7 protein-coding genes are annotated in these 13807 nt (G+C 35.0%); 6 read left to right on the forward strand and 1 reads right to left on the reverse strand.

Annotation, left to right across the window (positions count from 1 at the left end; all coding sequences use genetic code 11):
- Positions 1-39 precede the first annotated feature (39 nt).
- The 6 genes from B0X80_RS15005 (at position 40) to B0X80_RS15030 (ending at position 11707) form a co-directional block, all read left to right on the forward strand.
- Positions 40-2796 carry a TonB-dependent receptor gene (locus B0X80_RS15005; RefSeq protein ID WP_077341715.1) on the forward strand — a complete coding sequence of 919 codons (2757 nt, stop codon included), beginning with the start codon at positions 40-42 and terminating at the stop codon, positions 2794-2796.
- Positions 2797-3019: 223 nt separating this feature from the next.
- Positions 3020-4531, forward strand: coding sequence for a tryptophan 7-halogenase (locus B0X80_RS15010; protein ID WP_077341717.1), 1512 nt, complete (start codon positions 3020-3022; stop codon positions 4529-4531).
- A gap of 31 nt (positions 4532-4562) precedes the next feature.
- On the forward strand, positions 4563-5324 hold the full coding sequence (locus B0X80_RS15015) for a SapC family protein (protein ID WP_077341719.1): 762 nt from the start codon (positions 4563-4565) through the stop codon (positions 5322-5324).
- An 84-nt stretch (positions 5325-5408) separates the two neighbouring features.
- A complete protein-coding gene (locus B0X80_RS15020) occupies positions 5409-6875 on the forward strand; it encodes an SLC5 family protein (RefSeq protein ID WP_077341720.1) in 1467 nt (488 codons plus the stop codon).
- Between the two features lie 448 nt (positions 6876-7323).
- Entirely contained in the window at positions 7324-8178 is an 855-nt protein-coding gene (locus B0X80_RS15025; protein WP_077341722.1) for a family 16 glycosylhydrolase, read from the forward strand.
- 805 nt (positions 8179-8983) lie between these two features.
- Complete coding sequence (locus B0X80_RS15030; RefSeq protein WP_175623956.1) at positions 8984-11707, forward strand: TonB-dependent receptor; 2724 nt, start codon at positions 8984-8986, stop codon at positions 11705-11707.
- A 234-nt stretch (positions 11708-11941) separates the two neighbouring features.
- Here the strand turns inward: B0X80_RS15030 and melB are convergent, their stop codons facing one another.
- A complete protein-coding gene (gene melB / locus B0X80_RS15035) occupies positions 11942-13348 on the reverse strand; it encodes a melibiose:sodium transporter MelB (protein WP_077341726.1) in 1407 nt (468 codons plus the stop codon).
- Between the last annotated feature and the right edge of the window lie 459 nt (positions 13349-13807).

A 13807-nucleotide genomic window follows, 5' to 3' on the forward strand; every position in this document is an offset into this window, starting at 1 on the left:
AGTAGTAAAACACAACATAACACAACAAAGGGGAAGACAATGTCTACTAAATATGTATCTACATTTGGTAAACGTACGAGTATTGCGTTAGCTGTAGCAACGGCACTAAGTAGTGCTACTGTAATAGCTGCTGATACTGCTAAAGAACAAGAAGTTGAAGTTATTACCGTAACGGGTATGCTAGGTAGCCTTAAAGCGGCTATGATCGATAAAAAATCATCAAACTCAGTATCTGATGGTATCGCTGCAGAAGATTTAGGTAAGTTTCCAGATCTTAACGTAGCTGAATCATTACAACGTATTACGGGTGTTTCAATTGACCGTAGTGGTGGTGAGGGGCAAGCGGTAACTGTTCGTGGTTTTGGTCCACAATTTAATACAGTTCTAGTAAACGGCCGCCAAATTGCTACAGACAGTGCGGGTCGTGAGTTTAACTTCGACATTATCGCTGCTGATCAAATTACAGGTGCTGATGTTTTTAAAACATCCACTTCAAGCCTTCAAGAAGGTGGTATCGGTGGTACTATCGATATTTCAACAGCAAGACCATTTGATTATGATGGCTTTCAAGTTGTTGGTTCATTAAAAGGCATGTATGAAAGTCTTTCTGAAAAAACTTCACCTGCTGCTTCTGTATTAGTAAGCAATACTTTTGCTGACGACACTGTTGGTGTTTTACTAGCAGTAAGTCATTCAGAACGTGATGTACAAATTAACCGTATTGAGACTGCTGGCTGGCGTCCAGGTCAAACTATTTCTAACAGTCGAGATGGTATTTTATTTTCTAATGCTTATATTCCTCGTAATTGGGATCAAATTATTGATAACCAAGAGCGTACACGTACCAATGCAAGTTTAGTATTACAATATGCTCCATCTGAAGATGTAAATATTACTCTTGATGGTTTTGTATCTAAATTTGAAGTTGAATCACAAGCGACAGATTTAGCATCATGGTTCGAACCTGATCGTGTTGGCAGTGCAACTATTGATCAAGCAACAGGTACGTTAACTTCTTTCACCCAAGAAATTGGTCTCCATGGTGGTAGTGGTGATCCGGCAAGTGATTTTGTATCCCATACTCGTAATTCGCGTGATGTAACGACTGAGGGTTTTGGCTTAAACGTTGAGTGGCAAATATCTGATCAATTAGGTGCTACATTTGATGTGTCTACATCAAGTGCTGAAAATGATCGTGCTGGTCGAGATCGCTTTAATGTTGTGGGTATAGCAAATAGCTACTCATTTGACGGTACGGGTTCAATACCTACTGTTATACATGGTGGTTTTGATAACGGTTCTTTACCTGATGCTTCATTATCTCGTTTACATTATAACGAGAAAGGTAATAGATTTACTGATGAAGATGAAGTAAATGAATTCAAAGTTGATTTTGTTTATGAAGCTGACGGCGATGTTTTTGAAAAAGCTGAGTTCGGTTTATATCGTCAAGAGCGTGAAAAATCTAGTTTCCAAATTTTTGGTAGCCAGTGTGAATTCTGTGGTTACGGTACTCCAGCTCCAAATGATGTAATTGACTTTAAACCATTTACAGCTAAAAACTATTTTTCCGGTTTAATTGATACTTTTTACTCATACGACGGTGATAAGTATGTTGATTATTTAGCATCAGCAGGCTTCCCAATTGAAACCTCATTGCAAAATAACCGTTATACCATTAATGAAGACATTACTAGCTTATACATGAACTTTACGTTTGGTTATGAACTTGCTGATATGCCGTTAACTGTTGACTTTGGTGCTCGTTATTCAACAACGAGTATTGAAGCTGAAGCTATACAAAGTGATATTGCTGATATTGTAGCTACATCCGATTTAACATTATTTGCTAATGTGTTTGGTCCTGAACAGAATATTAGTCAATCAGGTAGTTACTCTAATTTATTACCTAGTTTAAATGTTAAATTAGAAATCGAAGAAGATATGGTATTACGTTTTGCTGTATACGATTCTTTAACTCGTCCAACTATGTCTCAATTGTCTCCGGCAACAACGTATAATGAACCTCGTCGTCAAAACTTAACGGCACAAGGTGGTAACGAAAACCTTAAACCATTTACGTCTGAAAACTGGGATATTTCATACGAATGGTACTACGACGATGCAAGCTTGTTTTCATTCGCTGTATTTAGTAAAGAAGTTAATGACTTTATTATTACATTAACAGGTGAAGAAACTTTTGTTCTAGGAAATCGTATTGGTCCTGACTTTAACTGTGGTGGAGCATTATGTACTCCTGAGCGTGCTCAGGAAGAAGCCGAGTTAAATGGTCAATCTGAAGTGTATACTGTTACTAGACCACAAAATGGTGAGTCAACGCGTGTTACCGGTTATGAAGTTGCATTAACTCATGTATTTGACAATGGTTTTGGTTTTACAGCTAACGCAACTGTTGTAAACAGCGATGAGAAAATTGGTGCAGATACAACAACAACATTTGCACTTGAAGGTTTAGGTGATTCACAAAACCTTATCTTGTTTTATGAAGCCGACACATGGCAAGCGCGTATTGCTTATAACAACCGTGAAGGTTTCTTAAGATATGTCAACAATGCATCTGCAGGTGGTAGTACAGGCGAGCCAGTTAATACTGAAACGTTTGGACAGTTAGATATTAGCGCTAGTTTAGACATTAACGAAAATGTTTCTGTATTCTTTGAAGGTATTAACATTACCGAAGAAGAATTAGTACAAACAGGTCGTTTTGCTAATCAAGTATACAGCATTGAAGATAACGGCTCTCGTTATGCAATTGGTGTTCGTGCTAAGTTTTAATAACGTAACCTAGAAGATAAGTTGTACTTCTTATCTTATCTTATTTAGTTATGGCCTATTACATATATTGAAATATGTACATAGGCCATTTTTATAATTAAGCTTTTATATTTAACCTAAAACGCAGAGCTTAATTATAAAAATGTAAAGTGAATCAATCGTTTTAGTTTGTATAGATAAAATATCTATAATCATCTATTTTATTAACAACATACGTTAAACAATGGCAGGTTTTATGAAGAAAATAGTAATTGTTGGTGGCGGTACTGCTGGCTGGTTAACAGCGTCAATCATAGCCGCACATCATAAAAGCAACTTGTTAGAAGTTACGCTAATCGAATCTTCTGAAATACCAACTATTGGTGTTGGTGAAGGCACTTGGCCCACCATGAAAAACACTCTTCAAGATATCGGTTTAAAAGAAAGCGACGTATTTAAAAAGTGTCATGCTGCGTTTAAACAAGGTGGTAAGTTTGTTGAGTGGGTACATGGTAATGGCGATTTTTATTATCATCCATTTACTGTTCCACTAGGCTATGGCCGTATTGATTTAGCACCCTATGTTAATAACATTGAAGAATATGCTGTAGAGTCTAATTTTCAACATCATTTATGTGAAGCGGGTTTAGCACCAAGAACGTTTGCTGAAGGAGAGTATCAAGGTCCTTGTAACTATGCTTATCATTTAGATGCCGGTGAACTTGGTGTTATGTTGAAAGAGCACTGCATTAAAACGCTCAATGTTAAACACATTGTTGATACGATGAAAAACTCAACACTGAGTAACGATGGTAATATTGAATCTATTTCATTAAATAGCCATGGTAATATAAAAGCTGACTTATTTGTAGATTGTACCGGAGCATCCTCACTATTATTGGGCAAAGCATTAGGCGTTCCGTTTAAACACGTTGATGATATTTTATTTAATGATCGTGCAATTGCAATGCAAGTTCCCTATGAAAATGATGATGATCCTGTTGCCACTCATACTATCGCAACAGCGCAAAACTCAGGCTGGATTTGGGATATAGGACTCACTAATCGCAGAGGGGTAGGTCATGTTTATTCAAGTAAATTTATGACTGATGGAGAAGCAGAGAGTAATTTACGTGCGTATATTGGTAAACCAGCAGAAGGGTTAACGGCTCGTAAAATTAGTTATCAGCCAGGTCATAGAGAAAAATTTTGGGAAAAGAACTGTATTGCCGTTGGAATGGCGGCAGGTTTTGTGGAGCCTTTAGAAGCTACCGCTATTATGTTAGTTGAAATTTCGGCTCGTTATATTGCTGAAAATTTCCCTGCGGATAATCATATTATGCCCATTGTTGCTAAGCGTTTTAATAAGCAAATGGATTATAGATGGAGCCGAATTTTAGACTTTTTAAAGTTACATTATATGTTAACTAAGCGTCCGGAACCTTATTGGCAAGCTCATTGTGATCCGAAAACCATTCCTGAATCATTAAAAGAAGACTTAGAAATATGGAAATTTAAAGGGCCTACCATTAGTGATTTTCAAGGGGCTAATGAGTTATTCCCTGCAGCAAGTTATCAATATGTATTGTATGGTATGGGGTTTAAGCCTGATTTTACCCAGCAAGCTTATTTATACCAACAGCATCAACAAGCTGAGCGTTTAATTCAACGGAACGAACAACTTACCGAACAAATGCTACAAACATTACAACCACATCGAGTGTTTATAAATCAGTGGTTAGCTTCCACAACATAAACTAAAAATAATGAATTAAAAGAAGAGTTATATGGCTGAATTAATAGAATTAAGTAGTAAGCAACATGCTAATTTGAAAGTAAATATTCATGCTGAAGCAGATTTTGCTAGCAATCAACATGTAATGAACTTACGCGTATCTGAAGTAGGTATGTCGGTGAGTAGTTTTCCTGTTTTTTTTACTCGGAATCCTCAAAACGGTGAATGGGGAATATCCGCAGTTACCAGTTTTGAAGCCGGTAAAAATTTGTTTGTTGAGAGCCAACAATGGACTGCAACGTATAAACCTAATGGCATGCAAACATATCCCTTATATTTAATGCGCTCACCTAAAAACGATAACAGCTACACCATAGGTATAGATGAGTCTAATCCTGTATTTTCAATAGAAGAGGGAGAGCAATTTTTTGATCTCGATGGTAAAGCAACCCCTTATTTACATCAGAAAACTAAGTTATTAGAAGCTGATATCAAAAACGATATGCAAACTTACGAATTTACTAAGCATATCGATAGTTTAAATTTATTTAAAGCTATTGATTTATTGGTAAGTTACGAAAATGGTACGGTTCAAACCCTTAAAGGCTTACACACCATTGATGAAGATAAGTTACAAGCGCTTACGGCCGAGCAATTATTTGAGTTAAATAGAAAAGGTTATTTATCACCGATCCACGCCATGTTGCTATCTATATATCAACTAAATTTACTGGTAAATAAAAACAATGCTAATACTGATTTTTTACCTGTAAAAAATATAAAGTTAGAAATTAACCGACCTAATCACATATAAAAAACAAAAATTTAAACAAAACAAACAACAAGCAAAATTATTATCCCTCAATAGTATGAATAATAAATAAGCAGAGGAAATAGAATGTCAGAAAACTTGATACAAATATCAGTATTTTTATTGGTTACCGCCTTAATTGCGTTGTTAACCTATTTAAAATGTAGAGGTCACGGTAGAGGTAAGGGCAAAGATCAACAAAATAAAGAATACTTTTTAGCTGGAGGAGGCTTAGCTTGGTATTTTGTTGCAGGTTCAATCACTCTTACAAATTTGAGTACCGATCAGCTAGTCGGTTCAAATGGTAATCAAATGGCATTGCTCGCGTGGTGGGAGTTTGCTGCCGTACTTGGTTTGTTTCTTCTTGCTAAAGTATTTCTTCCTGTTTATTACAAGTATAACTGTACTACCACGACTGAATTATTAGAAAAGCGATATAACAATAAGCATATCAGAGCGGTTATTGGCACAATGTTTTTTTTAAGTAGTGCGCTTATTTTCTGTCCTGCCGTAATTTATAGTGGTGCATTGTTTATGCAAACCATGTTTCAGGTAGACATTCCAATTATGTATATTGCCACAGCATTTGCTGCTGTAGGTGCTATGTATGCTATTTTTGGTGGTCTTCGTGCTGTTGCCGTGTCTGATACATACTCAGGTGTTTTATTACTTGGTATGGCTATTACCGTTGTATTTTTATCATTAAACGCGATTGATTATGATTTTTCAGGTATACCGGCTGATCGTTTAACCTTTATTGGTGCTGACGATTCACCTATTCCTTGGCATACATTACTAACAGGTATGATTTTTATTCAAATGTTTTACTGGGGAACAAATCAAGTTATTACTCAACGTGCTATGGCCGCGCCTAACTTGAAAGAAGCACAAAAAGGTGTTTTTGCAGCAATAGGTATTCGTATTGTTATCGTACCAGCAATTATTGTTATACCAGGTATTATTTCATACAAGCTTTATGGTGATATTGGTGATGCCGCTTACGGACAAATAGTGGGCGATTTATTACCTGCATGGTTATCAGGTATATTCGCAGCAGCAATGGCTGCAGCCGTGTTATCTACTTATAACAGTAACCTAAATTCAGCAACGGCATTGTACGTGTGTGATATTCACGAACCTTATATAAACGACGACATTAATGTACCTAAGTTAAGTGCTTGGATCACTGTAGCACTTACGTTTATATCCCTTGCTCTTGTACCTTTGTATCAACAAGCAGATAGTATTCTTAACTTATTACAACAGTTATGGGGCCTATTTAGTATGCCTATATTATCTATTTTTATTGTAGGTCTCTTATTTAAAGGAGTTCATGCAAATGCAGGTATTGCAGCGGTTTTCTTTGGTGTAATTTTATATGGTTCAGTATCTTTTGAATTCTCACCATTTCATGCTCCTTTTGGTCTACATTATATCCACCTTATGTTTTTCACTTTAATTGCTTGTGTAGCATTTGCATTATTAGTGAACAAATTTATATTTGGTGGTACAGCCAGTTTCGCATCTAAAAATGATGAGCTTATTGCTGAATAAATATTTAAATAATATAAAAAGTCGTTAATAAATTTAGCGACTTTTTATTATTAGGTTGTAAAAAAGCACGGCAATATTCTCATATACTATTCAAATAACTTTCACGCTGTTTTTATTACATTTGTAAAATTTAAATACTAATTTTATTAGCTGTTATCAAGACGTTTTCAATGTTTCCTTTGTTTTTAAGTTGCTCGTATTTAAATGGGTTGCTTCATATCATGTCTTTTTTTGTTGTTATTTATGTTAAGTTGTTAACATTTAAATATAAAATATCCAATGGGTGTTTTCTTTTTGTGTTTGCATTTGATTTTTTGTTTTTATATTTAATTCTTTGAATTGTGTTTTTTTTATGCTTTACTAAAAATGTTAATCGGGGAAATAAAGTTTATTTTGGCAAAAAGTAAACTTTAAATTTTAATAACAAAAGATAAAAATAAGGAATGGAATGAAAACTAATCTTAAAAACATAATAAAATCTATACCTGTATTGGTTGCTATGTCAGTTAGTGCAACAAGCTATGCTGCAACTCCAAATGTTGATGGAGAAGGTTTTTGGCTGATCAATAACTCAGGCTTTACTTTTGATTCAAATGTTAGTGATGAGTTTAACCAACCGGGACAATGGCAAACGCCTGATACAAGTAAATGGAATCGTTATCATCCAACGGGGTGGGCGGGTAATAACAGTTTTACATACACCAATAATCTAGCTTACACACATCAAGGTAATTTAGTTTTAGAAGCAAGACCTGGTGGTTTTGTTGGTGATAAACACACCACAGGTATTGTATCTAGTAAACAAAACCTAAAACATGGTTATTTTGAAGTAAGAGCTAAAGCAGCTAATAATAATATTGCTAGTAGCTTTTGGTTTTTTAATCGCAACCCTGTAAATGGTGAACAGTACGAAATTGATGTTTATGAGCATTTCCCATACGTAGGTTGGAATGATCATAAGAAAAGTAAAAGTAATATTCATCACTTTGTTTGGAGCCAAGCAACAGGTAATGTGGATCAAACCCCAAATTATAGTTATGCCGCTACAATCGACAATAATGGTGTAAATACTGGCTGGCATACTTATGGTGTAATGCGAACACCTGCTGGGATCTACTTTTACGTTGATGGTAAAAAAGTAAGAACTATATGGAAAAGTGCTGTTAACGCTGCTGATTATCCTGGTGATGTTGATATGCCAGTAATTTTAGATATTTTAGTTTACGATTGGCAGGCTGGTGATAACGAACCTAGACAAGAGCGTTCATATTACCAAGTTGACTACTTTAGAGCTTGGCGCTAAGTTATTTTGTACGTATTTTCTTAGAACATTAATAGATAATAAATAGTCGGTATAGGCCGGCTATTTATTTAACATTATTTATTAATTGCGTTATAAATTTATTATATTGACTTTATAACTTTTTATTCCAGCTAAAACCCCCATCGCTTTTAGAATATAAAAAACACTCATCTTCTAACAAACATATACACGTTACCATTCAAGTGCGCGTTTCAGTGGGAACTAAAAAAAATTTAGGCACATATTTTACGTTCCAAACAAAATCTAAAGTCTACATCCATGTAGGAACCTGACTAAAGTTAATAACAAAGCATAAATTGTTTTTAGACCCATCGAAGAAGCGCTTGAGTAAAAGCGATTATTTTATATTTGCAATACTGATTAGCGGATTTTTGTTTTAGTTTCGTCTTATAGTGCGAGACCAAAAAATAAAATAATAAAAGCGTATTCAAATGAAACAAAATTTACATTAGAGCCCTAAAAATTTTTTAACTTTCATTTTATTGTTTGTTTTAGTTTTTAGTTGTGCCTTGTAGTCAATTAACATTTCTAAATCATTTTACTCTAAACTAAAAAGTTAAAACTGAATGGCTTAATGAAACAATGCATAGTAAGCGGGTGCATAATATGTTTCAAATGAATAAGTAGATACAAACCCAAAATTACGTATCTGGCAATACCACCTTAAAAAAGTACTTTAAAAATAGCTAAAAGGTATTAAGTTGCATTTTGGTCTCACCGAGAGCGTGATGATTGTTATCACGCAAAACAACAAAACATAATGACAATTGGTGAGAATAAAAACATGAAAAAACCATTACAAAACACATTAAAAACAAGCTTAAGCGCAATTGCCCTAATTGTTAGTGGGCAAGGTTTAGCACAAGAAACTGAAACTAAAGAAGTAAAAAAAGCTCCAGAAGTTGAACTTATTCAAGTAGTCGGTATACGTTCAAGTTTAGAGCAAGCTGTTTTAACCAAAAGAATGTCTCCTGTTATTACGGATGTGATCAGTTCTACCGAGTTAGGACGATTTCCTGATGAAAACGTAGCTGAGTCCTTACAACGTATTACCGGTGTACAAATTGAACGAGTACGTGGTGAAGGCTCGCGCGTTAGTATTAGGGGGCTACCACCAACGTTTACACTAACAACATTAAATGATCGCAGTTTAGCATCAGCTTTCGCTTTAGATTATTTAGGTACGGCGTCACGTAATTTTGAGTTTTCTTCATTACCTTCTGAATTTGTAAGCTCACTCGAAGTACATAAAACACCAATGGCATCCCTTCAAGAGGGAGGCTTGTCGGGTACAGTAGTTGTACGTACTCATAGTCCCATCGACATCGGTAAAAGAAAGTTTGCATTCTCAGCGCAAGGAGCGCATGAATCTAATTCAGGAAAATTAGCTCCAAGAATGTCAGGCATGTATTCTGATGTATTTGCTGACGGTAAAGTAGGTGTGAGTATTGGGGCTGCTTATACTGAGAGAAATGCAGAATCTCATTCTTCATTAAGTCGAGGTTTTCGAAAATCACGTAACTACACACAAAACTTATTATTACTTGAAAAATTTGAAGAAGAGAAAGAAAGAACGAGCCTAATTGGCCGTATAGAATATGAGCCATTAGACAATTTACGTTTATACACTGAAGTTTTCCAAACTGAACTTGATAATTTATCTATTCGGAGTCAAACCGCTTATAACTTTGGTAATACCGTAGGCCGTATTAATGATACAAGTGCTGAACAAGTTATTGAAAGTGGAACAATTCGACAAGATGTCGATGGTAATTTACTTACCACTAAAACAGAACTTACTAATGTTGAAGTTCGCCCTGGTGGTCGCTATCAATCAAGACAAGGTAAAACAACAGCTTATGCCTTTGGCGGAAAGTATGAATTTGACAATTGGTTGATTGATGGTGAGTTAAGTTACTCAAAGTCAGATCAAATAGGTGATGGTTTAAATATTTTATCACGTGGTTATATTAGTCAAGCAGGTTACGATACTACATTAGATGACGAAATGACCTCGTTAATTTTATCTGATGCTGCACAGTTAGAAGTTGATGATCCAAACAACTATGAGTTTCTCAGTTTTTTTGGTGAGTTCGGTAGTGAAATTGAAGACGAAATTAGTAGTTTACGATTTGATGTAACACGACATTTTGATGATGGATTTTTCACATCGATAAAGTTTGGTGCATCAATCAAGACACAAGAACAATACGGGATCTCAAAACGACTTGATGTAGATAAAGCTGAATTCGCAAGTATTATGGGCTTAACCTCTAATGGTGCTGGTGGATACAATGGCGCTCCAGTTATTGAGCTTGTTGGAGCGGGGAGTGGCGATTTTCTTGATGGTTACAGCGGTGCAGCTTATGTTCCTGATATGTTTTTAAGAGCTAAAACACGCAGTGTTGTTGAATCATTTAGCCGCACAGAATTGACTAATATGGGGACTATGAGTACAAACGAAACTGGTACTATTGATGCTAAAGAAGATATTCTTTCATATTATGTTCAAGCTGATTTTTCAACTTTAGATGATAGATTAACGGGTAACTTTGGTTTACGTATTGTTGAAACCGATCAAGAAACTAGCGGTATTGCACCTGACTTATCTGCAATAACGTTTCAGCCAGATGCCGGTGCGCTAATCACAATACCAGCAGGTGGCCCAATTGATGTTTCGCGTAGTTACACAGATACGTTACCTTCACTTAACTTAGCTTATGAAGTTAATGAAGATGTAGTAGCAAGGTTCTCAGCTTCTCGCACTATGTCACGACCAGCACTTGCCCAAATTTCTCCATCTACTACTGCGAACAATGTTCCACCTACACTTAATACGAATAATCCGTACTTAGACCCTTTCCGTTCTAATAACTTTGATATGTCACTAGAATGGTATTTCGATAATGCTTCTATTTTATCAGCAACATTATTCCAAAAAGAGCTCGTGTCTTTAATTGAAAGAGAAACTAACAATGAAGACCTAAATATTATTGAATTATCATCAGACGGTTCGCAAAGAACAATAACGGAAGAGTTTGTAGTTAATACCTTTAAAAATGGAGAAGGGGTTGATATGAAAGGTATTGAGCTTACTTTCCAACATAACTTCTCTAATTTACCGGGTATATTAAGTAATATGGGAACCATGCTTAACTACACATACATTGATAACTCTGAGCCTGAAAAGGTAACTGGTGCATCTGAAAATAACTTCAATGCCAGTGGTTATTATGAAGGTGATAAACTTTCTGTAAGATTATCTTATACGTGGAGAGATGACTTTTTAATTAATGCGGGTGCGCAAGAAGGCTTTGGTCGTTATATCAAAGCTTCAGGCGTGTTAGATGGCAATATTTCTTACGATGTTACTGAAAATGTATCTGTTGTTATTGAAGCGATTAATTTATTAGATACACCAACAGCATCTGTTGATGGAAATGGTTATCCGGCTATTTATGAAGATAATGGTCGCCGTTTACTGTTTGGTGTAAAAGGTAATTTCTAAAAAGCTGAACAGTATAGATTAATTATTTGAGGTGTTAGTAACAAACGTTGTGTTAGCACCAAACTAAAGTCATATATTTCAAACGGTCTTTGAGTTTATTAGCGTAATGATTCAAGGCCGTTTTTTATTGCTTATGTAATATAAAGCAGCATGCTTTTATATTGTTTAAACAAGTAGAAGTATGCCTAAATAAAAAGCCGTTTTTCAATTTAAAAAACGGCTTTAATATTATTACTACTGGGTGACTTGTTCTGTTGATTTATTGTTAGTTTCTACTGATTCAGCGTCATACTTATTCATTAATTCGTTTTGTACATTTTGATGAAATTTACCATTCAATTTATAGTAACGAAAATAAATAATTAATGTGATAGCAAAGAAAAAAGTAGGTAAGCCAATCATTATCCACTTCATACCCGTGATCGTTTCAGCGCTTTGTTCCACGTTAGGCACATAATTTACCCAAGTTAAAACAATCCCTATAAAGAAGCCAGCGAAGGCTGAACCTGCTTTTACCACCATAGTTTGTACAGCATAAGCAATACTTTCACAGCGTACATTGAGTTTATATTCGCCGTAATCTACTGTGTCAGCTACCATAATAACTTGTAATACCCAAAATAAGGCCATACCAATGTTAAATAAAATACCTGCAAGTGAGATTAAAATAACGTTTTGTGGATCGTAAACACCAATATAGATAAGTAAACCACTACCTAAAATAGGCATAAGTGACGCACCAGCCCATAAAACTTGGCGAGAAAACCACAATGACAGTTTAGGAAACAATACTAAAGTTAATAAATTTGCTGCACCAGCATATGCAAGGTAGTAAGGGAATAATTCAGGATCGCCCACCACATAGGTAAAGTAATAAATAGCAAAAGCAAAAATAATATTAGTTGCTACGTTATAGCTCAGAGACATGCCGAGTAGGCTAGATAATTGGTCGTTTTTATAAATAAGCGATACCATAACTTTCAGTGGTATTTTCTCTTCTTCTGCATCATTAGCATTTGCCGTATATTTTTCTTTAACATTACGTAATGTAACTAAGGTAGAAATTAAGAAAAAGGCGATTAATACAAGAGTAAACATTTGAAAGCCAAAGCCTTGATTGTCTTCACCACCAACATAATCAACAAACTTTAATGTAATAGCGCCTGTTAATACATAAGCTAAGCTGGCAAAAAATCTAGGGTACGGAACAAGTTCTTCACGCTCACGTTTGTCTAAGGTTAGGGTGGGAACTAAAGACCAAAAAGGTATATCCATCAAGGTATAAGTCATACCCCATAATATATAGGTTACAGCAACGTATATAACTAAGGTTGTTCCTTCGAAATGATGCGCACTAAATAAAGCAAATAATACAATAGAGTTTAAAACTGCGCCTATTAAAATCCAAGGCTTAAACTTGCCCCAACGAGAGCGTGTGTTATTAACGATCCAACCCATAATAGGATCATTAAATGCATCCCAAATACGGGCGATTAAAAAAATAGTTCCTATAACACCTGCTGAAATGCCTACAACATCCGTGTAATAAAACATGATATAAAGATAAACGATCATAATCGCAAAATCTTTACCAAAAGCACCAAACCCATAGCTGAGTTTAGTATTTAATGACACACCCATTTTGTTTCCCCTATATTCTTCTTTTTCACAAACGAACTTGTTTGTTGTTTTGCAATATGTTGTGTTTATATTGAATTTAAATAATTATCTTTATTTGTAATAAAACAAGGTTTAAATATATGTTGTTGTATTTTATGGTTTATTTTGTTTTGTTTAGTGCATTCTGTTGTTTTAAACGGCACTTAAATTTTATTATATGGGCTGTTAGAGTATCAAGCAAGGAACTTTTATTAGTGTATTTACGCTAAAATTGTAATAAATAGAAAATAAATGAAAATAAAATGTAAGTTTTAGTGTTCAATAAAGAACCTGTCTTCGGAAGGAGACAGTGATTGTTAAAGATTTGGAATTAATTTAAGAGTGTTAGAGGTATGAGTATAAATAGTGGGATATAAACGGTATGTATTACCGGTTATCTAATGGTGAAAATCAGTAAAAAGTGAAGCTAAGCTATATTTA

It is taken from the genome of Pseudocolwellia agarivorans (assembly GCF_002000085.1).
Classification (GTDB): Bacteria; Pseudomonadota; Gammaproteobacteria; order Enterobacterales; family Alteromonadaceae; genus Pseudocolwellia; species Pseudocolwellia agarivorans.